General features: G+C 44.2%; 19 protein-coding genes. 6 read left to right on the top strand and 13 right to left on the bottom strand.

The window, feature by feature from the left end; all coding sequences use genetic code 11:
- Window positions 1-22: 22 nt before the first annotated feature.
- From asnB to BB427_RS13560, 5 genes are all read right to left on the bottom strand, one after another.
- A complete protein-coding gene (asnB, locus tag BB427_RS13580; protein ID WP_069021178.1) occupies window positions 23-2,038 on the bottom strand; it encodes an asparagine synthase (glutamine-hydrolyzing) in 2,016 nt (671 codons plus the stop codon).
- Between the two features lie 9 nt (window positions 2,039-2,047).
- A complete protein-coding gene (locus BB427_RS13575) occupies window positions 2,048-3,118 on the bottom strand; it encodes an aspartate/ornithine carbamoyltransferase family protein (protein WP_039493315.1) in 1,071 nt (356 codons plus the stop codon).
- A gap of 109 nt (window positions 3,119-3,227) precedes the next feature.
- A complete protein-coding gene (locus BB427_RS13570) occupies window positions 3,228-4,649 on the bottom strand; it encodes a sodium:solute symporter family protein (protein WP_069021176.1) in 1,422 nt (473 codons plus the stop codon).
- Window positions 4,646-5,077 carry a hypothetical protein gene (locus BB427_RS13565; RefSeq protein WP_069021175.1) on the bottom strand — a complete coding sequence of 144 codons (432 nt, stop codon included), beginning with the start codon at window positions 5,075-5,077 and terminating at the stop codon, window positions 4,646-4,648. Before BB427_RS13565 ends, BB427_RS13570 begins: the two co-directional genes overlap by 4 nt.
- 142 nt (window positions 5,078-5,219) lie before the next feature.
- Window positions 5,220-6,467 (bottom strand): Zn-dependent hydrolase, encoded by a 1,248-nt coding sequence (locus tag BB427_RS13560; protein ID WP_010606935.1) that lies wholly within the window; start codon window positions 6,465-6,467, stop codon window positions 5,220-5,222.
- A gap of 233 nt (window positions 6,468-6,700) precedes the next feature.
- Between BB427_RS13560 and BB427_RS13555 the strand changes: the two genes are divergently transcribed.
- Complete coding sequence (locus BB427_RS13555) at window positions 6,701-7,111, top strand: YbaN family protein (protein WP_069021173.1); 411 nt, start codon at window positions 6,701-6,703, stop codon at window positions 7,109-7,111.
- Between the two features lie 23 nt (window positions 7,112-7,134).
- Here BB427_RS13555 and BB427_RS13550 read toward each other — a convergent pair whose 3' ends face one another.
- The 5 genes from BB427_RS13550 to BB427_RS13530 form a co-directional block, all read right to left on the bottom strand.
- The gene (locus BB427_RS13550) at window positions 7,135-7,674 is read right to left on the bottom strand and encodes a carboxymuconolactone decarboxylase family protein (RefSeq protein WP_069021172.1); all 540 of its coding nucleotides are present in this window, start codon (window positions 7,672-7,674) and stop codon (window positions 7,135-7,137) included.
- 186 nt (window positions 7,675-7,860) lie between these two features.
- Window positions 7,861-8,736 carry a retropepsin-like aspartic protease gene (locus BB427_RS13545; protein WP_069021170.1) on the bottom strand — a complete coding sequence of 292 codons (876 nt, stop codon included), beginning with the start codon at window positions 8,734-8,736 and terminating at the stop codon, window positions 7,861-7,863.
- 66 nt (window positions 8,737-8,802) lie between these two features.
- Window positions 8,803-10,182: a sensor histidine kinase gene (locus BB427_RS13540; RefSeq protein ID WP_069021169.1), complete on the bottom strand. Its 1,380-nt coding sequence runs from the start codon at window positions 10,180-10,182 to the stop codon at window positions 8,803-8,805.
- Entirely contained in the window at window positions 10,179-10,874 is a 696-nt protein-coding gene (locus BB427_RS13535; RefSeq protein ID WP_069021168.1) for a response regulator transcription factor, read from the bottom strand. The genes BB427_RS13540 and BB427_RS13535 overlap by 4 nt, the downstream gene beginning before the upstream one ends.
- 114 nt (window positions 10,875-10,988) lie before the next feature.
- Entirely contained in the window at window positions 10,989-11,786 is a 798-nt protein-coding gene (locus BB427_RS13530; protein WP_254663634.1) for a HAMP domain-containing protein, read from the bottom strand.
- Window positions 11,787-11,974: 188 nt separating this feature from the next.
- On the opposite strand from BB427_RS13530, the gene BB427_RS13525 reads away from it, so the two are divergent.
- Together BB427_RS13525 and BB427_RS13520 are read left to right on the top strand one after the other, a co-directional pair.
- Complete coding sequence (locus BB427_RS13525; protein ID WP_069021166.1) at window positions 11,975-15,472, top strand: hypothetical protein; 3,498 nt, start codon at window positions 11,975-11,977, stop codon at window positions 15,470-15,472.
- A gap of 13 nt (window positions 15,473-15,485) precedes the next feature.
- The gene (locus BB427_RS13520; protein ID WP_069021165.1) at window positions 15,486-16,904 is read left to right on the top strand and encodes a hypothetical protein; all 1,419 of its coding nucleotides are present in this window, start codon (window positions 15,486-15,488) and stop codon (window positions 16,902-16,904) included.
- A gap of 339 nt (window positions 16,905-17,243) precedes the next feature.
- Here the strand turns inward: BB427_RS13520 and BB427_RS13515 are convergent, their stop codons facing one another.
- Complete coding sequence (locus tag BB427_RS13515) at window positions 17,244-17,450, bottom strand: hypothetical protein (protein WP_069021163.1); 207 nt, start codon at window positions 17,448-17,450, stop codon at window positions 17,244-17,246.
- Between the two features lie 178 nt (window positions 17,451-17,628).
- Here BB427_RS13515 and BB427_RS13510 point away from each other — a divergent pair, with 178 nt between their 5' ends.
- Window positions 17,629-18,330 carry an NUDIX hydrolase gene (locus BB427_RS13510; RefSeq protein WP_069021225.1) on the top strand — a complete coding sequence of 234 codons (702 nt, stop codon included), beginning with the start codon at window positions 17,629-17,631 and terminating at the stop codon, window positions 18,328-18,330.
- A gap of 21 nt (window positions 18,331-18,351) precedes the next feature.
- Here BB427_RS13510 and BB427_RS13505 read toward each other — a convergent pair whose 3' ends face one another.
- A complete protein-coding gene (locus BB427_RS13505) occupies window positions 18,352-19,209 on the bottom strand; it encodes a LysR family transcriptional regulator (protein ID WP_069021162.1) in 858 nt (285 codons plus the stop codon).
- 89 nt (window positions 19,210-19,298) lie between these two features.
- Here BB427_RS13505 and BB427_RS13500 point away from each other — a divergent pair, with 89 nt between their 5' ends.
- Both BB427_RS13500 and BB427_RS13495 read left to right on the top strand, forming a co-directional pair.
- Window positions 19,299-19,529 carry a DUF2798 domain-containing protein gene (locus BB427_RS13500; RefSeq protein WP_069021161.1) on the top strand — a complete coding sequence of 77 codons (231 nt, stop codon included), beginning with the start codon at window positions 19,299-19,301 and terminating at the stop codon, window positions 19,527-19,529.
- Window positions 19,510-19,809, top strand: coding sequence for a putative quinol monooxygenase (locus BB427_RS13495; RefSeq protein WP_069021159.1), 300 nt, complete (start codon window positions 19,510-19,512; stop codon window positions 19,807-19,809). Before BB427_RS13500 ends, BB427_RS13495 begins: the two co-directional genes overlap by 20 nt.
- 57 nt (window positions 19,810-19,866) lie before the next feature.
- Here the strand turns inward: BB427_RS13495 and rtcR are convergent, their stop codons facing one another.
- Window positions 19,867-21,468, bottom strand: coding sequence for an RNA repair transcriptional activator RtcR (rtcR, locus tag BB427_RS13490; protein ID WP_069021158.1), 1,602 nt, complete (start codon window positions 21,466-21,468; stop codon window positions 19,867-19,869).
- Window positions 21,469-21,621 lie beyond the last annotated feature (153 nt).

Below are 21,621 nucleotides of genomic sequence, written 5' to 3'. Positions count from 1 at the left end.
TGTAATACCAATAAGACCAACGTTAGTTTGTGGCTGCCCTCCAACCAAGGCGTTCCGCTTCAGCGGCGGCAAATTGAGGTAAGTCTGCGGCGATAAATTGTTTGTGCAGTATTTGCACACCAAGCAAGTGATTGATCACGGCATCTAGTTGCACTTTGAGTGAATCATCTGCGTCTGGCGATTCATGTAACTCAAATAGCGCATTTACCGCTTCAAAGTCTAATAAACCTGCGGCTTCTACCGCTTGTCTAGATAAGTATTTATCAGCCAGCACACGCATTGCCGCCCATTTTTTCTCATCCGAGTGCGCCGGTGGTGCCATAAAAGCAAACTTTTCTCGTTCATACAGCACTTCTGGCAGCAGCCCTTTCATCGCTTCACGTAACACATACTTTTCTTTACGGTCTTTAATGCGATATTGCGGGGGAATGGTAAAGGCAAACTCAGCAAGGTGATGATCCAAAAAGGCAGGCCTTGCCTCCATCGAATTGGCCATGTCGACCCTATCACCGCCCCAAGTTAATATTTGTCCCTCAAGCATGGTTTTAATCCATACATACTGGGCTTTATCGAGTGGATGGCGGGACTCTAACATGGCATCATCTAAAGTCTCAGCGATTGCTTTGCCTGCGTCATAACCCGTGAGTAGCTCTCTGTGTTCGGCGGCAACGAGTTGATGGGCAAAGTGACTGCACGACAGCCAAGGCTGTAAACAGCTCGGCGTAAAGCCTACAATTTCGTCTAATGCCGCACTGTCGTATTGCTCACGCGACAACATCGCCCCCTTAAATAATTTATTGCTGTCTTCCAGCATGGTTTGCCACTGGGCTTTTTCGGTGTCATCAAGTTCATCTAAGCCATATAAAAACAGGTCTTTTCTAAATGCAGGATAACCCGCAAAAAGCTCATCGGAGCCCTCCCCAGTCATCACAACTTTATAATTAGACTCATTAACTTGCTGACTCATCAAATACTTAGCAACACCAAGCGTGTTATAAATGGTTCGTTCGGTATGCCATAAAGTTCGCTCAAAATGGCCATATAGCTCGTCACCGCTTAACGACATAATATGATGATCGGCATTGGTGGCTTGTGCCATCTGTTGTGCAATCGGCGTTTCGTCGTACTCTGCACTATCAAAGCCTATGGTAAAGGCTTTAATTGGCGCCTGTGCAGCGGCCGAAGACAAGCCCAAAATGGCGCATGAGTCTATGCCACCACTTAAGTAACAACCTACCGGGACGTCTGCGGTGAGTCTCAACTGCACCGCTTCTAGCAACTGTTTGCGCACGCCATCAATGTAGTATGCTTCATCTTTGCTATTTAAATACGCTTGCGCCGTCGGAAAGTTAACATCCCAATAAGGTCTATCTTCAATGCTAAAACCTTGTTCGCTTCTGGTGATACTAACAACATGTCCAGGTTTGATTTGATGCACATTCGCAAACGCCGTGCTGCCGGGCACCATGACTTGGATCAGTTGATGAAATAGACCTTCACTTGAGAATTGGCGCTTAACTTTAGGGTTGGCAAACAGCACCTTCAGCTCTGAGCCAAACACTATTTCGTCTTCTGTTTGGGTGTAGTACAAAGGTTTAATACCAAAGCGGTCTCGCACTAAGTGCAACGTATCGGTTTGTTGGTCATACAACGCAAACGCAAACTCACCGCGCAGATGCGTCAGCATCTCATCAAGGCCAAGCTGCTGATATAAGTGCATAGCAATTTCTGAGTCGCTCTTACTTTGGAACCTTGCCCCTTTTGCTACTAGCTCAGCTCGGATCCGCGCGTAATCGTAAAACTCGCCATTGTGCGCCAACATTAGGCGCTTATCAGAACTAATAAAGGGCTGTCGCCCTCGTTGCTCGTCGAGGTCGATTATCGACAGTCTGGCGTGACTAAATCCCACGCCAGCCATTTGTTTATAGCCAAAACCATCAGGACCACGATGATGTTGAATGGCTGCCATGTTTACCAATAATTGATTATCTATTTGTGTTTGCGCTTGCGTTGAAAAAATACCAGCAATTCCGCACATAATATCTCCCTAAATCACATCCATCACAGTACTGGCGCGCTGCACCATACAGGTCAATAAGGCTTGGCGTAAAAAGACGGCACCACGTGCCTGACTAAAATACCAATTGTGTGGCGTGGCATCTAAACTGGTGCACAGCTCTTCACCTCGAGCCAAAGGATGAAGCACTATCGCATCAGGCTTAAAGGGGGAATCTGCGCTCAATTTAAACGACTTTCCATAGGTTTCGAAGCTTTCACCAACCCATGCAATGGAGTTGATATACACCACATCAAGCTCAGGTAAAACGGCGTTCAAGTCATGGCCGATAGACACCTTAACCCCCGCCTCCTCTAGCTGGGCTAATTGCTCGCTTGACACTGCGTCCTCGACACTCTCGTCGTAGAGCAGGAATATTTCGTCCACAATGCGCGGAAAATGCGTAAACATTTTCAACAGGCTACGCACCGTACGCATTTGGCTCGGCACGCCAATCACGCCAATTTTTATAGGGCTAAAGGCTTCGCTGTCAGGGAGTAATAACGACGGCCGCCATTTGAAGATAGTGTAGAGATCAGACATTGCTTGTGTTGGGTGCTCATCAATGCCATTACCAGCATTGATAATTGGAATGCGTAGACTGTGGATCATCTCTTCAATAGACTCCACTGAGGTGTCACGTAAGACGACACAATCGCCATAATTATTGAACATCTCGGCGACATCCTGCAGCGACTCCCCTTTCGCAATGCCCGTAGAGGAGCGATCAGTGATCGACATAATATCGCCCCCTAAGCGGTGCCATGCACTTTCAAACGACAGACGGGTGCGGGTGCTGGGTTCATAAAACGCACTGATCAAAATTTTGCCACTAAGCGGCGAGCTGAACCTTGCAGGATTACTTTCATACTTCGCGGCGAGGCGAAACAACTGGATCAGCACGTCTCGGTCAAGGTGGTCGACACTGATAATGTGCTTATTCTCCAAACAATGCAGCCTGTCACCGTCTTCTTGTATCGCTCTGAGTAATGCTTTGGGATGTGCATCCCCGTAAACATCCGGCTGCGCTCGATTAAACTCTACTTGCTGCGCACTTACCATAACTGCCTCTTTTTAAAATCAATAAGGAACATAACGACAAGGACAACAGGACATAAACAACTGAGCACTATGGCCAGCCAAATTAAACTAGAAAATGCGCCCAACGAGATCATACATCCTCCACTTTGCTTTGCGTGCCCAACGCTTGCCAATGGAATGATTGCTGACTAAAACGCCAAGCAATCACACAAATTAATAACGACACCGCACAAGAAACTAATGCGGCGACATAAAAACCAATATAAAAATACCCAATCAAACCTGATAGCGTGCCAAGCAACATAGCCCAGCCAGCGCTATTTCCCGTCATTCGCGCAAAGTACAAACCAAATACGATAGGCCAAATAGTGCTGGCGACGAAGGCGCCAGCGAAGTTCAACAAGGCACCCAGCGTGGCGATTTTTGGTAAACATAAGAGCCAAGTCACGACGCCGAGGATGACAATAATCCACTTAGCACTTTTTAAGCGTTCACTATCGCTCGCCTTTGGTTTGATGTATTGCAGGTAAATATCTTGATTGATGAGATCTGACGTTGCGGCGAGCAAGGAGTCCAAACTCGATGCCAGCGCTGAGAACACCACAATGAACAGAATGATCGAGCCGGTATAGCCGAGCACTTGGCTTGCAACCAAGGGTCCCACCATATCGGCGCTAGCGGGATACAAGCCTAAACTCGGCGCTGCCAGCGCAATAAACCCTGTCACGATGGGGATCGGTAGCCACAATAGACCTGCGATAAAATACGCCTTTTTGCCCACTCCACCTTTAAATGCAAACGCCCTTGACCACCATACGTTGCTGTGAAAAATCTCTCCTAAACCAAAAAAGATATTGTTGAACAAAAACATCACAGCAGCAGGAAAAAGCAGGTCGAGTAGTTTAGGATGGTCACTACTGAGTTTTTGATGAATTGGTTCAAGCCCAACATTCATCGCCACGACAATGGCAATTCCGACGACACCTACCAAAATAATAATGGCCTGTAGAAAGTCCGTGGCGATCACCGCTTTTAGACCGCCAAACAGCGTGTAGACCACACACATCAGCAGAATAATAGACATACCAAGGTGATAATCTAAGCCACTTAGGGTGTGTAGCAAAATGCCACCGGCCATGCCTAGGCTAACGAGCCAACTCATGGCATACACGAAAGAGATCAGCAAAAAGACCCACCAAGAGAAACGCCCAAACCGCAACCGCATAAAGTCGCCACTGGTGTAGCCGTGGGGCAGTAAAGTTTTGATACGTTGGCTAAGCGGCGCAAATAGCAGCAATCCGAATGCGGCACAGGCGTAGCCAATCATGCCCCAAATACCAAACTGATAAGTGAGCTGTGGCGCAACTAAAGTGGTGTTACTGGTGACCCAAGTTGCCATCGCAGTGGCGCAAGCAAAGGCCAACCCAACATTTCTACCGGCCAGCGCAAATTCATTATGTGACTGTACGCGCCTGCCAATCCACCAGCCAAAAAATACCCATAGCAAAGCAAACGCCAGGGCGAGACCGAGCGCCAATGAAGCATTTATCATACGCTTTCCTTATCGTGCGTTTGCTTATTACCCACCACAATCATTCCTACAAGCAGCACAAATAAGCACAAGCCCAATACAAACAGTGCAAGCGCCAGCGTTAACTGATGATGTTTGACTGTAAATGAGACCGACGTTTGTGCCGAGTTAGCTGAGAGCCCACCTAAGGTTGCGAGATAATCACCATCAGCCAAGCCACTAATGGTTACCGCTTGTTGAGTCGGCTGAAGCGAAAGGGAGAGGGAGTAAGGTTCTGAAAGATGTTGAATAGATAGCTGTGTTGATTGCTTTAGAGGTGGACCTGTGCGCTCAATGTGTAGCGTAATAAACCCAGCAGTCACGACCTCATCGCTCACCCTCAGCGAGGCGGCAAGCCCATTAAAGCTTGCAGCAAGTAAGACTAAGGTTACTACTCGGGCGATCCACATCCTCATAATCCCTAACTGCGGTTATCCAAGTCCGAATTCGCCGCAAGTTTTGCTATCCACATTATTCTAGTAGTAACAAAGACTAGCCCAAGGATCAAATTTGTCTAGTAAACCTTCACCCAATTTGATCCTCACTTTACATTTATTCTTTTGTTTTTATTGCTCTTTTTTGAACACATTGCAACAGTAAATTACTCCCAGCTTCAACATCATGCCAATGACTCCACTCGTCTGGCGCATGGCTAACGCCGTTGAGTGATGGAATAAATATCAGCCCCGTGGGACACACTTCTGAAAAAAACTGGCTATCGTGACCAGCACCACTTGGCATGATTTGATAATTCAGCGACAAGGCCTCTGCCTGTTGACTAATAAATTCAACCATCTCAGGTGTGCACTTCATTGGAGACAACCAACTCACCTGCTCGTATTCAAACATTAAATGGTGTTTCCGAGCGATGGCTGAAAGCGCTTTTCGACAGGCAATTTCAAGGTTCTCCATCACCGTTTCGTCCATATCACGCGCAACGATGGTGAAATCCACCTCTCCAGCAATCGTATGTGCAAAACCCGGCTTTAATTCCGCCTTACCGACGGTGATCCTCGTGGTATCCGTACCGTCCTCTGCAATAATGCGATCTAACTGGTAAGCAAAATCAGCCAGCCCCATAAAGGCGTCGCTGCGCATCTCCATAGGGGCTGTGCCTGCGTGGTCGGCTTTCCCAATTAATTTCACCATCCATTTAAATACCCCTGAAATTCCTTCCACCACACCAATTTGAATGCCTTTTTGATCAAGCACAGGCCCTTGCTCTATATGTAATTCAAAAAAACTATTTATTTGCTCAGGCTCTAGCCTTGCATTCAGTGCATCCATGGGATCTAACCCTTGCGCACGCATGGCATCGCTAAGCATACAGCCATCCGCATCATGACTTGTGAGTAATTGGTGAGGCGTTAACTTTCCTGTGAGCGCTTGTGCCCCGATCATGCCACCAAAACGCCCTTCTTCTTCACTGGTACCGATGACCCAAATCGGCCTATCCAATTGCACATTGTGCTCTTTTAAAATACGAATACACTCAAACCCCGCAATGACGCCTAGGGTGCCATCAAACATGCCACCTGCTGGTACACTATCGAGATGAGAGCCAATGATCACCGCGGGTTTTGCTGCAATATCCGGGCTGGTCATTTCAATAATCACATTGCCAGCGCCATCCATACGACTCACAAATCCTTCGCTTTGTGCACATTCCATCAGCCATTTACGCGCTGCAAAATCCTCATTGCTAAAACCTTGGCGATAAATTCCCTTATCCTCATGGTTATAGCCGAACTCCGCGAGCGCAAATAAGGTAGACTTAAGACGTTCTAAATTTACTTGCATACTTTGCCCCTCAACGTTTCAGTCGCACCACTTCCCTGTATTTAACCTGAGATCAGATTCGCTATTTTAAACACTGACGTCCGACTGATAATCTCTTTGCTTTAGCTTAGTTGAAAATTCGCGAATTTCAGCCGCTGTGATATGCTTTTAATAATTGGCTTCTGGTTAACAATGTTGGCTCAGGTCATCGTGATGCGCTGTCAGTTCAGCACTCCCGAAATATGAGGATGCCTATGCGTAAAAAAATCCCCTTATTCAATCGTTGTTTTTGGCTTCATGTTGCTGGCATCGTCTTTGTTGGTCTCGGCTTTATCGGCATGGCACTGCCTGTTATGCCTACCACCATCTTTTTTATTCTCGCTCTCGCTTGCTTTACCCGCTCTTCTCCCAAGCTAGAAAATTGGCTGCTCACCCACCCCAAATTTGGCCTGAGTCTGGTTGCATGGCGGCAACATCAGGTGATCCCCATAAAAGGCAAGATTGGCGCTGCGGTTGGCATGAGTGTTGGTTTACTGGCTTTGAGTTTCAGTAGCGCGCCTGTTTGGGTAGTGTGGTCTGTCGCGATAACTGAGGCTGCCGTACTCAGCTATATTTTTACACGTCCATCAGTCATTCCTATGGATGTAAAACAGCCTCACTTATAGCAAAATAAATGCCTCTCTACTAATTAGCTAAACGCTTTAAAAGCATCATCCAGCGGAGTATGCGCGATATGATTCACGTAGTTGCTCATCACTTTTTGACTTAGCGCTAAGATAATTTCCAGCAGATTTTGTTTAGTATAACCTACGGCAAAAAACGCTTTCGTTTGTGCATCGCTCAACTTGCCACGCTCGCGCAGCATTTCAAGTGTTGTGGCACGCAGCACTTCTAGTTTCTCATCGCCAAGTGGTGCTTGTTCACGCAGCGCTTTGACCAATTCATCACTTACTTTCATTGATTTTGCGATGGCAGAGTGAGCTGGCACACAGTAGTGACATTCATGTTCTACATTAATCGCTTGCCACACCACAGTTTTTTCATCGTTATTGAACGAGCTATTTAAAAAAGCCTCATGTAACACTTGATAACCATGCAGATGCTCTGGTGATTCCGCCATGACACCATGAAGGTTCGGAATACGTCCAAATGCTTGCTGGGACTTCTCAAGTAATGGTTTACCTTTTTGCGGTGCAGATTCTACGGTATGGATTGTAAAGTCAGTCATCAGTTGCTCCTCTTGGTGCATTTTGTATTGGTATAACCTCAGGTTAGCTACTCATTGGGTGCTAGACTAACCTTACTTGAATGATCATTCAAATAACTATTCGCTATAGTAAACACCATAACTGTCTAAATTAATATGAAATTTAATTAGCTACTGACTGGTCTGGTCAAGCCAGCAGCGTTAGGATCAAAAGTAAATTTTGTTCTCAGCGTAGTCGATAATGAGCTTATCATCATTAAAGTTACTTAAACCCAGCAGGATAAACGGCTCGTCTTTATATCCAAGCACCTCAAACACTGGCATATCCGATAAGTGACTTTCGGTATTGATGATTTCCTTGCCTCCTAAGCTAAAGCGCAGTGATCCTATGGCCACCTTTTTAGTTGCTTGGTCGTTTAACCCGCGGCTGATGTCTTCTTCGCCCAGCGTTAATGTTAGTTTATTGGCCAAATGTGAGTTGATGTAGTTGGTTGGAGCGCCGGTATCAAGCACGGCGTCTACTTCTACGCCATTAAAACTTGCTGTCAGCTTGATAAAATTGTTATCTATTTTAAAACTTTCACTCTCCAAGCCCTGTGTCACGCTACTTGGGCAAGCCCCTTGATACAAACTCAGCTCATTATTTTTAAAATCAAACACATTACAATATTGCGACATGTATCCATGCCCCAAAATTCCAGGCAAGACGCCTTCCACATCTAAGCGGGTCATATCTTTAAATACATATGGAAGCGACTCTGCTGCTAAGTGGCCGACGCTGGTGTGGTCTATCGTTGCCAATACTAGCTCTGAGCTACCACTTGCGCCTTGTACGTCCATTTTGCTTAGCTTATCTTCTGGCAAGGCAAGTGCTGCTTTCAGATTAACCGGTAAAATACCAACATTCGCAGCACTATCTAAAATCATAGGATGGGTAACCGTATGGTTAAGCGTTGCCATCACATAGGCATGACCTTTCTCGGTGTACTTCATCGGTAAAGTGAGTGATTGTGGCGCGGTAGACGCGGTGATCCCACAGCCAACGGTGGTACATGCCAATGCTGATAAAATAATTGCTCTCATATTCTTGCTCTCAAACTGTTGATGTCGTTGTTGAGCTAACTATGCCGAGCAATTGTCAAGCAATTATCAAGTTAGTCGAGAAAACCTCAGCGAAAAGCTTGCCCCTTGATTTTCAGCACTGGTCGCGGTCAATGTCGCGCCCATTAGCTCGGCAAGTTGACGGCAAATTGGTAAGCCGAGCCCCAAACTGGATGTATCGTGGCGCGACCCCTGCGCACGATAAAAGCGCTCAAACACCTGCTCGAGTTGATTAGGCGACATACCTTGGCCGCAGTCAGCAACCGTAATCACCAGTTCATTGTCTTGATAACTGAGCTGTAAGGTCACAACGCCACCATCAGCGCCATATTTAAAGGCATTATCTAATAAGTTCACCACTATCTGTCTGACTCTTCCGGCATCAAGCGTCACGGTCACACCTTCTTGAATATCTGCGTCCAATTTCACGCCTCGCGCTTCGGCCTGTGCTTGGTAACGCACTAAGGTCGATGTTAACAGCTCAGAGAGATTTACCCGTGTCGATGACAACGTCAGCTGCTTTGACTCGGTTAATGACAACAAACATAAGTCGTCGATGATACGGTTAACATTGTGAAGGTCTTGGGTTATCGCCGCTAACTGAGCCTTATCCATCGGGACTATACCGTCTTCCATCGCCTCCAAGCGCGAACGAATGCCGTTAAGTGGTGTTCTAAGCTCGTGAGATAAGTCGGAGTTCATTTGTTTATATTGCTGATGCAAACCTTGTAGCCAAGCCGCAAGATTATTGAAACTACTGATGATTTCACCCACTTCATCATGACGTTTTAGCGCTAAGCGGGTGTCTAACTCGCCCGACTCTATCGCCTTAAAGCTACGTTTGAGCTGTTTAAGTGGCGACAAAAAGTACCACGACCCCAACCAAGCAAGTAATGCAGCAATAATCGATAAGATGACTAAAGTAAGCATAAAATCATCCAGCATAGCTTGCTGCAGCGCTTCCTTTTCAAACGACCTATCTAGCAATATCTCAGGCAACCAAAACAACTCACCATGTGGTGATAACACATATTGCGCCTCATTAAATTGCACCACAAACGCCGCAACACTGGGGTGATGGATAGAAAATTGATGACCGGATTTGACCTGCTCATAGTCTATGGTGAGATCGGGGTTGAGGATCTTTACATTCGCTGTTGAGTTAGCATCTCGCCAAATAAATAGCTGCTCAGGAAAGGTTGATGCTAAAAACGTTAACGTCGCTTCTGGGCTCGCGAAGGTGTTGCCAGCTAATGCTTCTTCCACTAAGTCATCATCAAGCAATGAATGACCAAACGTTACCGCACTTTGCTTATTAAATGCTAAAAAGGTGCGCTCGGCTGAGTTTTTAGATAGTTGATAGAAGCTCCCGAGTAGCGCAAAGGTACAAAGCGCCACGAGTAAGGTAAATTTAGTTTTTAGCTTCATGAAGACACCTTACGCGCGATAAATTGATAGCCTTGCCCGTAACGAGTGGCGATAAACTTGGGCTCAGCCTTACTGTCACCTAGTTTTTTACGCAAGTTAGCCAAGTGAGTATCGACTGCCCGATCCGTAATAGGCGCATCACTTCCCCATACTTGTTCAATTAATTGCGCCCGACTAAATACTTGTTGCGGTTGCTTGGCCATGGTCAGTAATAACTCGAACTCCACAGCCGTTAACGCTGGTGTTTGCTGTGTTACCGTTACGGATTTGCTCTCAAGGTTGATACTTAAGCCATCAAACAACAAAGTAGCACTCTGCTGACCGCGATAGCTACGCTTACATAGTGCCTTTGCTCGTGAGATCACTTCTCGTGGGCTGTAAGGCTTACATACATAATCGTCCGCACCAAGCTCAAACCCTTCAAGACGATCGGTTTCAGACACTTTGGCGGTCACCATAATGGTAGGAATGTTGCGCGCAACGGCGTCTTTGAGTAGCTCACGACCATCACCGCCAGGTAGCATGACATCTAAAATAGCGAGTTGAAATGTTAGATTTTGCAGCGCCCTATGGGCATCTGGGGCGTTATCGAAATGGACAACCTGCATATCCGCTTGTGCCAGATATAAACGTAAGATCTCAGCACTGCTTGGGTCATCTTCTACATATAAAACTGTATATTGGTCAGACATAGGGAGGCGCTTTTTGTACTGATTGTAATTATTAGATGTACAATTGTGAAGTACAAAAGTCGCGATGGCTGGAACCTATCGCGACCAAAAAATAATTGAGAACAACAATGGAATCTAACTAATTTGCGCGCCGATCAAAGCTCTGATCTCACTCAAAGTAGTTTCCTTTAGTAATTTTCCATCTTCAAACACCACTTCTAACAAGCCTTGCTTTTCTTCTTCCTCGGTCACATTGTCCTTGCAGATCAACTCACCGTTTACGCGTTCTACTTTCAGCAGTCCCTTTGCTGAGCGCTTTTTGCTGTCGGTTTTTGGCTCTTTAAAAATTGCCACACGCTGGTTGTTTTTAACCACACTGGTTGCTTTTACCGCAGAGCCATGGGTATCGCGGGTGACATATTGGTAGCTGTATGAGCCAATGCCTAGCACCACTTTGGACGCAAATCCCTTATCCATTAGCCGCTGTAGAATTTGACGCTGACGCTCAAGGGTAATTGCATCGCCATATATTGCGCCAATATGCTCATCTAGCAATTTAAAGCCTTTATCAGTCAAAGTGCCACCAAAGGTATCCCAGAGACATTCAATCAGTCCTTTTACTTCACACTCTTGCAGCAGCCTTGGGTGTGATTCAACTGAATAGTAATTTCCCTGCCAACGATACGCTTCAAAGCCATCTATCATTGCCTCCGAGCGTGAACGAATGCCATTTAGTTGTGTTCTAAGCTCATGAGATAAGTCAAAATTTATTTGTTTATATTGCTGATGCGAACGTTGTAGCCTAGCCGCAAGATTATTGAAATTACTGATGATTTCACCAACTTTATCATGGTGATTTAGCGCTAAGCGGGTGTCTAACTCTCCCGACTCTATCGCTTTAAAGCTACGTTTGAGCTGTTTAAGTGGCGACAAAAAGTACCACGACCCCAACCAAGCAAGTAATACAGCATAGCTTGCTGAAGCGCTTCCTTTTCAAACGTAAAGCCCTTGCGTAATTTTGTACATATAGTAACCCACAAAGGGACAAAGTGTTTTTTATATGAGACAATTAAATTTATTAAAAATATAACATTTAATAAACACAAAAGGGACAAAGTTAAATGAAGATAAAATATTTACTATTTTTTGCCGTGTTAATCTATAGCTTTAGGAGTTACGCTAGCCCGCCAAGTACCCCTTCATTTTTAGATAACGGTCAGCCCTATCATATATTTCGTGGAACATATACTTACCGTTGGAATAGTGTTAGTAACGCGACGAAATACGAAGTAGAAAAAACGATTGACGGTTCAACATCTCGCCATTCTCTTGGCTTAAGTACCTCTTACTCTGAAACATTTACGCGCACTTTAACATACGTTGCACGCATCCGTGCTTGTAACAACTCAGGCTGTAGCCCATGGAGTGCTAACGAAGTTAATATCGTAAGACCCTATACAAAACCAAATGATACGGCAGTTTCAGCGCCGAGTAGCTCATCAACTGGGCGCTACACGTTAACTTGGTCTCAGCCATGGGGACATGGTATCAATAGCTATAGATTAGAACGCTCAGTGGATAGCACATCGAATTGGACTGTACTTAGTACAGCAAACACGAGAAGTTATTCAGAAAGCGTGAGTTCGAGTGGAACTTATAATTATCGCGTGATCGTATGTAATGTTGACAATAGATGCTCGAACTACTCACGTGTAGCGACAGTAAACGTTGACATACTGACACCTCCAGCCACCCCTACCTTTTTAGATAACGGGCAGCCTTACCACATTTTACGTGGGACTTATACGTACAGATTTAGTAGTGTAAACAAAGCCACTCGTTATGAAGTGGAGAAGTCATACGACGGTTCAACGTCCATAGTAAACCTAGGCTCGAATACTTCATACTCAGAAACATTCACCCATACACTAACATATATTGCACGTATCAGAGCATGTAATGCAGCTGGTTGTAGCGGATGGAGCGCAAATGAAGTGAATATTGTTAGGCCATATACAAAGCCAAACGATACAGCTATCACTGCCCCGACTAGTTCAAGTACAGGTCAATACACCCTTACATGGAAACAACCGTGGGGGCATGGTATTACTGAATATCAATTAGAGCGCTCAATTGGTTCAACAAATAACTGGCAGGTGATTAGTACTAGCAATGCGTTAAGTTATTCTGAAAATGTTACGTCAAGCAACACATATTATTACCGTGCTATTGTTTGTAATATCGATGATCTATGTTCGAACTATTCTCAGATAGTAGCTGTGAATGTCAGCATTGCTCATAAACCTGTAACCCCAGTAACAAAACCAAACTTTCATGGTGATCTCTACTACCCTATAAACACTTCTGTGCCGTTTTGTATCCACGATCAACGCTCTGGTGACCCTGCAACTCAGTACAAAATTTTTATTGCGCAGGAAGGTAGTGCATTTGACTATAGCCACACCATCGATAGAACCCAATCGTGCACGCCCACGAGCTCGGGCTTTAGTACATTAAAGCGTTATAACATCGCATATCAGGCCTGTAATAGCGCTGGCTGTAGTGCCATGAGCCCAACGGAAAAGATCGTTATTTTCGACAAGCCACATACGCCTTCTGTCACTATGAGTCAAACCCAAGTAACAACCGATGAAAAAGTAAGCGCCACTATCAATGTTGGTGCGGGCACTATTTGGAGTGGTGCATTTGTTAAGGTATCGCACACTACGCCATCAGGCTCGACTTCACAGTTAGAACAACGCTTTAATGACGGCCACCCAGCAATAGAATGGGTTAGCTCGCTTCTAACGCAAGCAGGGAACCACACCTTCTCGTTCGTTACGTGTAACAAAACTGCCGCTTATTGCAGCCAAAGCACGACTTCTGTAGTGAAAGTCCAAGGTGAAACACCAAGTGTCACGTTCGTTGACTCAAATTTAGGTAGTTTTATATTTAGTGTTGGAGCTCAGTTAAGTACAACCACAGCAGAAGCGGTTAACCGGGTTGAATACAAGCTACCAAACGGTACTTGGACTCAAGCTAACGCAAGCAATGGATATTACTCTATTCCCTTAACAGGCCTAGAAATTGGCAAACACTCAATATCTGCACGTGCTGTATCAACAAGTGGTCAAGTGTCTCGTATCACGACTCAAGATATTACAATTGCGCCTATCAGTGTGAATGACAGCATCATCAATCTGCGCGACTTCAACATATCGTTGAAAACACCTAACGAAACATGTTTAGCAAACATGAATACCTCTTATGATCAAAATAACAAAGCATTGGCACTGGCATTAGAAGTATCTGGTAAATTGGGTAAAAAGCTTGCACTGCCAACGGGTAAACTGTGCGTCAGCACTCATTTTAATATTACTCAACCTACGGTAATGATTGGTAGTGCAATGGCAAGTACCCATTTAGTCTATGCTTGCCAACAATCTGAACCACTTGCTTGCGCGAGCACACCTTTTATCTCTGTTAATGCAAATCTACAGCTGATAGGGATGACGATTTCTCATGGTAAAGTTACTTTTAATGCAAGTAAGGAAAAGGAAGACGAGAGTGCTACTAGAAAAGAGCTAATTAAAGCAATTGGTAATACTAATCCAACCCGCTCTCAGCTGCTCGAACTGGCGAATGAGCACCTTGGTAAAGTTACAAATATCGATGGCTTAAGTGTTGGAAGTTCAGATATAAACCTATCTCTAAAAGGGGTAAGATTAAAAGAATTTAAACACGGTATCATTGCTAATAACTTCTCACCGGCAAGTAGATTAAATATATACAATACTGAAATCGTGTATATGAAAACAGGTATTAAGCTGCATGCAACCCAACCAAGCCAGGTGGTTCAGCTTTCTGCCGAACGTTTACTTGTGCAACGCGTTATAGATGGCGCTTTTATCGACTTACGCAATGTAAGCAGTCAGTTCGATACTTTTAATATTCAACATAGCTATCATGCAGAACTAACGTTTGATGCCATAAAAGGCGTTAAATCTTCAAGTGATAATGGTTCATCAACGCTCAATGTAAGTAATTTCTACAGTGAATTCGTCCATAATGCGTTTTCGTTATCAAACTTAAAACGAGCAGATCTAAGCAACCTTTATAATCAGGGTCGCGATTACGGCAAAGTTTATCGAAGTGGTAACACGATTTTTGACATCAATGATGTGTCGACACTCAATATCGACGGTAACACAGGCTTTCATCATTGGGATCATATGTGGAACGTTCGTGGTAACTCAACTGTCAACGAATTTGCAGATCAGCGCGCTTATAGTGCAATAAACACAATGGAACAAAGTGCTCTACTAACGAAACCTCTATTCTCGTTGGAAAAAACCTTTAGCAGTATTCAAAGCACCGTCACCCTACTTTCAGAAAAACAATTGTTCAAAGAGAACATGTTGAAAGTGGAAGTACGCTATGCCGACAAGCGAAAAGAAGTACTCGTTTATACCTCACCGGCCAGCAGTTCAGCACAATTTACAACATCTTACGACAACGGCGCCGAGCTTTCTTTGAGTATAGACTCTGAGAAACAACTCGTGTTAAGCGCATCGCGCGCATTATCAAATGTCACAGTTGTGATAACTCAAATTCATTAATGGAATACGAACAATGAGAATACTATCAACTTTTTCATTATTACTTATCGCTGCAACAAGCCAAGCCTATGCAGCCACCAACTACTGTAAAAGCCAGTATGGTGAAAACTATATTACGCTAGATTCTGCTTCACAATTTCAATCGGTGATAAACTCAGCAAAAGCAAATGGCAAGTTTATTTTTATTCCAAATGGAGAATATACTATCGATGCCATGCTCGATCTTAATACGGGCAATCAAATTACGATTTGTGGCGAGTCAAAAAGTGACGTGATATTAAAAACCAACATCAGCGATCCATTATTTGGCATTCACACCCAAACCATATTAGACAATATGACCTTAATTAATACAGCATCCAAAGGTACAGCCATTTATGTGCGCTACTCCACTTCATTTAGTGAAATGAAAAACTTGGCTATTTCGGGTTTCCATACGGCGTACTCCGGACGTAAACACCTGTACAGCGCGTTTGAAAACATTGATATTAGCAATGTAAACATTGGTATTGAATTACATAGTGATATGTATAGATATTATGTTGATCACAAAAGCGATCAATATGGTTCACGTATCCCAAAAACAGATGGTAAATTTAATCATAATTGCTATCTTACGGACGAGCATCCCTGTAAGACCACCGATGACAGTGGCAATTCATTTTTTTATGATAAAGGATGGTTTAATAACGTATTAAGATTTAAAAACATATCCGTGTCTAATTTTACTGATTATGGGATTAAATTACAGGCCATGACGGTGAAGTTGGACAATGTTAATTTAACTGGCGCATCGATAGACCATAGTGTGGGGCTAATCATTGATTCTCCCCAAGCACACCCAGATACGATGCTGGAACAAAAAGAGTCAGAAGAGCTAAGAACATACAACCTTGCATTTAACACTTTAAAACTCAGCAATCTAAAGACGGGTATCATCGCGGATGAAGTACAATACATTTCACTCAATACCGTCAATAAAGTTGGTGACGTTTTAGAGCTAGTTAATGCAAAAAATGTGGATTATTTGAAGTTAGTGAATGTGCCAAGCTCTGAGCGCTATCGTTTTGAAAATACAAAAGTACACGTTGATTCAAAGCTGACTAATATTGACTCAACAAACTCAATGTTCTTTATCGAAAATGAGGCGAATAAAGCAAAGAGCTACCAATTTGCACTTGCAGCAAGAGACAATTCAACGCAAGTTGCCGTTCCTGCAGGCTATGAGTGCCTTGCTATCTCAAGCTTTATTGATGGGGGGGACTCTAAGCACGTGAGCCTTTGGCGCAAAACCAATGGCACATTTACAAAAGTTGTCGGTCCTGACAATATCGCTGTAAGCACCACAGGTAGCCTCGTGAAACTCACATTAAAGGCTCCCTCTTTAGTCAGAGGTAAGGCGACATTCTTGCCACACAGTTACTGTGATTAAAGGTGAGTGAAACAATTAAATTGCACATGTATAACATAATACATCGCCATTTACTGTAACCACTCATACACCTATCCGGCTCTAGAACTCAACTAACACTAGAGCCGGATATTTATTCCCACTAACTTAATGTGCTCAATGTATTTTCGCCGAAAAATATCGACCTCATTTCTATATATCATTTGGCTTTGACACCCTTTCGTAGCGTATGCGCTCCCAAGTATCATTTCTCCTTTGCATAAAGAAACAAGTTCTATTTATAGCGACCGAAACGGCACTCTAGTGGAAAAAATGTTAAGTGGACTACAACAGACTTGCGAGCCACTTCAAAAAAAGGGGCTAAACACCTAGATGCTGAACATCCACCGCCATCAGTAAACGCATGATATGAGAAGAATTGGTTACTCTGGCTGTGATTTGAACTTTTTCGCAATCACGGAAATCAAATGCCTTGAAACGAATATGCTCCTCCCCACCAGAGAAGGTAAATGCTTCATATTGAACATCTTTTTTGTTTCCAGAGAATTCATAACTCGTGACTTTCATAACCTTTCCTTAATAATGTCCCTAAGACACAAATAAGGTATCAAACATTTTTTGATCAATCAACAACTTTATGTCTAAAAGACATTTAATGTTTATTTTTAACATAGGGATATTCAGTATATTTGCCATACTGACTACAATTGTTTATTGTGTCCAAAAGACACAAATTAAAAATCTCATGAGCCCTGATTACGATTTAACCCAATACCAAAACCCACTGTTCACGGTAGACAGCGTGTTATTTACAATTTTGCAGGACAGCTTAAAAGTGCTGCTGGTGAAACGCGCTAACGCTCCCTTTAAAGGCCGCTGGGGATTACCAGGAGGGTTTGTTGATGTTGAACTGGATGACAACACGGATATGAGCGCGCTGCGTAAGATCAAAGAGAAAACCAGTGTTGCCCCACAATACCTAGAGCAACTTCAGGCCTTTTCTGGGATCAACCGTGATCCGCGAGGCTTTAGTGTCACCTTGGTTTATTACGCCTTGATTTCACCTCAGCAAGTGGCAACGCAAATAGACTCGGTAGATGATGTGAGATGGGTGGATCTTAACGAGATCCCAGATCTTGCTGTGGCTTTTGATCATAAGCATATTATTGAAAAGGCCAAGGCAAGGCTGCAGCAAAAGGCGTTATATTCCATGATCCCGGTTTATTGTTTGCCTGATCAATTTACCATTGGACAACTCAAAACCGCCATCGAAGCCATTATCGCCAAACCCATTCAGCGCAAGAGCTTGGTAAGACGAATTGAAGCTTCAAACATGTTTGAAGCACTGGATGAAAAGGTCAAGTCAGGCGGACGTTTAGCACAGCTCTATAAGCTAAAGCCTGATGTCGATATCGTGCATTTTGAGCGAAATCTGAGCTTAGGATAAAATGCGATTGTGCGGTGTTCATTACAGAGCTATCACTGTCCCTTGCAGATAATCAAGCTCCTGACACCGTATTTGTAGTAACTCAATAAAATCTCTGGTGTAAGTCGGTGGAGTTCGTTGATTTGGCCAAAGCGCGTAGATGTTGCGAGTAAATTGGCAGTCACCGATATAGCTAAATGCGGTTTGAGATTGCGCTGCCAACACTGCAATTTCTGTCATCGGCAATACCCCCGCACCGTTAGCCGAGCCTACCAATTTACGCACTAAGGTAATATCACCCACATAAGAAACATGACTAAACTGCGCCAGCAGTGCTCGCCACGCGTCGGTTGCAGGCAGTTGCGATGCTTTAAAGGGCAAAAACAGGGTTTGTGTAGTCGCAATTTCCGTGGCGACCACTGCTCTTACCGCGATTTTCCCCAGCCGTTTTTGATAGACGCTTGAATCATCCAGCTCCCCAACTCGCACGGTTAAATCAAACCGCTTTTGGCTGAGTAAGGCCACACTATTGGCAGGCTCCACATGCAATTGGATCTCAGGATGCTGGGCCTGAAACGATTGCAGCGCATTATACAAAGGACCAATCATTAAGTTTTGCGGACATAACAGATGGAAAGTGGACGCTTCTAGTGTTGATAGCGCCTCACTTTGCGCTTGCAAGGCGAGCAAAGACTCCGCCATTTTATCTACCACCGCCTGACCATGATTCGTTAATGTAAGTCCTCTGGCGCTGCGCAGTAAAAGCGGATAACCGAGTTTTTCTTCCAGCGCTAACATCCGCTTAGATAAGGTCGGCGCGCCTATGCCAAGGTCTTCTGCCGCCTTCGCAAAACTTCCTCGGCGGCTTACCTCAACAAAGAGTCGTAAGTCATCTAGCATGGTTATCTCCGCAATCTTAGCTTTCCATTTTTGCCATTCTGATCGGCTGGCAATTCCCTACAATCATACCAACAGCCAAAGGAGGAAACATGCAAAAACTCATTTTTACATTACTGCTGTCATTGTGCCTGTCGTTTATGGTGTCTGGATGGGTTACGTACATCAATTTGGGATTAGTGGCGGACTTTACCACGCGATGGGCGCATGCCTTTGCCAATGCTTGGCCGGCCTCGTTCATCGCCGCCTATGTTTTATCAGCCCCAGTCACCGCCATTACTAAACGCATTATGGAGAAATACCATGGCCAACAGCCACAATAACGTCAACTTTATCGCCCATATCACACCTAAAACCGAGCACTATCAAGATTGTATTAACGCCATCCAAGAGATCTTGCCAGCCACTCGAGCAGAAGCAGGATGTTTACGCTTTGAACTTTATGAAAGTGAAAACCGCACCCAGCTTACCTTAGTTGAGCGCTTCATCGATCAAGCCGCGTTCGATTTTCATCATCAGCAAGCTTACACCAAACAGGTATTTACACTGTATCAAGGATGGTTGGCAAAAGCGGTGGATATAATCGCCATCAAACCGCTTTAATTTGCGCTTTTAAGAAGTTAAGCGCTTCTTCACAAGCAATGATAGAAGCGCTCAGCGTTAACTATGTATTTGACGCCAACTTAAACCAAATTTAGCGAGATATTTTTGCAGTCTTGTGGAGTCATTAACCTGTGACTTTTTGGTGCGGCTCACATTAAACAACTCTCTGCCTGCAGCCGCCATACTGGAGTGGCGAGCACAGATAGTAAGCACATAATTTAACTGGTTTATATCAAACGTATCTAACTCGGCAAGCTGTGCTTTGGATAAATACCTATCTAGATTTTTATCTCCCGAAACCTGTTCTCCTGCATACCAATTTTGCTCAAGCCGCTGAATTTCTTCCTGTACGTCGCTAACTGCTATCCGAGAGGAATCTGCCAAAGTGCACAAACGCGTGATAGCCGAACTTAAATCACGAAAGTTGCCTGACCACAAGGCTCGCTCCGACAAGGAAAAACGTTCAAATAACGTTTTTGCTTCTTTATTAAAGCGCACCCTTTCACCCATTTTTTGCGCGTACAAATCTATCTCGTAATCTATATTAGCCGGAATATCTTCCTTGCGGTCTCTTAACGCTGGTAATCGATACGTCCATAGGTTGATCCGTGCGAGCAAGTCTTCTCGAAATCGGCCTTTGCAGACCTCTTTAAACAAGTCGCGATTGGTTCCTGCGATTAACTGAAAGTCACTGGTTACGGGTTGATCGCTACCGACTGGGTGAAACGACTTATTTTCTATTGCATGCAATAGCATGGCCTGCTCTTCAAGACCTAACTCACCGATTTCATCTAAAAACAACACGCCTTGGTTAGCAGTGCGTAAATACCCGTCTCGCGCTTGTTGTGCCCCTGTGAACGCACCTTTGGTATGACCAAACAATGCTGCCATGGCATTTTCGCCCTTGAGCGTAGCGCAATTTACCGAAACAAGTCTTCCGGCCAGCATCGCCCGCTTTTTCTTTAATTGAAAAATACGTGTTGCCAACTGGCTTTTCCCTGCACCAGTAGGTCCTGTTAGCAACATGGGATCTTTAGCGCGTATCGCCACCTTTTCAACTTGGGTGATCAGCTGGTTAAATGCCTCATTTTTAGTTTGGATCCCACCTTTTAAAAATGCTTTACCCTCTAGGTGCTCACTGTCGAATCGAGTAGCTAGCTGGTCGTATTTGGATAGGTCTAAATCGATTATTTGAACTTGCCCAACCGATTTGTTTTTATTGCTGTTGTCGGGAGAGGTTTGCACCAAGCGGCCAGGAAAATGACGGCTCTCAGTCAATAAAAAGCTGCAGATCTGTACCACATGAGTACCTGTGGTGATATGAAACAGGTACTCACAGTTGTCGGTATCGAATGCTTGAGCTTGGCACCAATCAAAAAGTTTGGCATACACCTCCTCAAAGTCCCATGGGTTACTGAAGTTGAGGTTGTGCAATGTGACTGTCGACTCTGGCGACACACTTTCAATATCAACGGCCACATTGTTGGCCAGCCGTGTACTGTGATTGTCGTGTAATAAATGCAATTCATCAATGACCAGATCAGGTTGGCTACATAGGCTTACATTGGGCCGCCAACGCGCCCACCTATCCACTCGCTTACCAACAAAATCGAGCTGAGTACCAATCAAACTTACTGCTACTGTCTTTTTCAAAATCATATCTATATAGATATATTATATATCCTAATGATTATATTTAGATACTTTTCAAATCTCCACCAATTTCATAAACCATCACAAAAAACAAAAAATAAACCAATAAATTCAAAATGTTATTAATTTACTTTTAATTAATCTTCGTTATTGGCACAT

It is taken from the genome of Pseudoalteromonas sp. BMB (genome assembly GCF_001709235.1).
Taxonomy (GTDB): Bacteria; Pseudomonadota; Gammaproteobacteria; order Enterobacterales; family Alteromonadaceae; genus Pseudoalteromonas; species Pseudoalteromonas maricaloris.
This window is presented reverse-complemented; position numbering and strand designations above follow the sequence as displayed.

Coding starts and splice junctions, on each gene's coding strand:
- BB427_RS13555 (WP_069021173.1), top strand. CDS start 6,701: ATGCGTAAAAAAATCCCCTTATTCAATCGTTGTTTTTGGCTTCATGTT.
- BB427_RS13575 (WP_039493315.1), bottom strand. CDS start 3,118: ATGGTAAGTGCGCAGCAAGTAGAGTTTAATCGAGCGCAGCCGGATGTT.
- BB427_RS13505 (WP_069021162.1), bottom strand. CDS start 19,209: ATGCTAGATGACTTACGACTCTTTGTTGAGGTAAGCCGCCGAGGAAGT.
- BB427_RS13535 (WP_069021168.1), bottom strand. CDS start 10,874: ATGTCTGACCAATATACAGTTTTATATGTAGAAGATGACCCAAGCAGT.
- BB427_RS13525 (WP_069021166.1), top strand. CDS start 11,975: ATGAAGATAAAATATTTACTATTTTTTGCCGTGTTAATCTATAGCTTT.
- rtcR (WP_069021158.1), bottom strand. CDS start 21,468: ATGATTTTGAAAAAGACAGTAGCAGTAAGTTTGATTGGTACTCAGCTC.
- asnB (WP_069021178.1), bottom strand. CDS start 2,038: ATGTGCGGAATTGCTGGTATTTTTTCAACGCAAGCGCAAACACAAATA.
- BB427_RS13570 (WP_069021176.1), bottom strand. CDS start 4,649: ATGATAAATGCTTCATTGGCGCTCGGTCTCGCCCTGGCGTTTGCTTTG.
- BB427_RS13560 (WP_010606935.1), bottom strand. CDS start 6,467: ATGCAAGTAAATTTAGAACGTCTTAAGTCTACCTTATTTGCGCTCGCG.
- BB427_RS13550 (WP_069021172.1), bottom strand. CDS start 7,674: ATGACTGACTTTACAATCCATACCGTAGAATCTGCACCGCAAAAAGGT.
- BB427_RS13520 (WP_069021165.1), top strand. CDS start 15,486: ATGAGAATACTATCAACTTTTTCATTATTACTTATCGCTGCAACAAGC.
- BB427_RS13540 (WP_069021169.1), bottom strand. CDS start 10,182: ATGAAGCTAAAAACTAAATTTACCTTACTCGTGGCGCTTTGTACCTTT.
- BB427_RS13515 (WP_069021163.1), bottom strand. CDS start 17,450: ATGAAAGTCACGAGTTATGAATTCTCTGGAAACAAAAAAGATGTTCAA.
- BB427_RS13500 (WP_069021161.1), top strand. CDS start 19,299: ATGCAAAAACTCATTTTTACATTACTGCTGTCATTGTGCCTGTCGTTT.
- BB427_RS13545 (WP_069021170.1), bottom strand. CDS start 8,736: ATGAGAGCAATTATTTTATCAGCATTGGCATGTACCACCGTTGGCTGT.
- BB427_RS13495 (WP_069021159.1), top strand. CDS start 19,510: ATGGCCAACAGCCACAATAACGTCAACTTTATCGCCCATATCACACCT.
- BB427_RS13510 (WP_069021225.1), top strand. CDS start 17,629: ATGAGCCCTGATTACGATTTAACCCAATACCAAAACCCACTGTTCACG.
- BB427_RS13565 (WP_069021175.1), bottom strand. CDS start 5,077: ATGTGGATCGCCCGAGTAGTAACCTTAGTCTTACTTGCTGCAAGCTTT.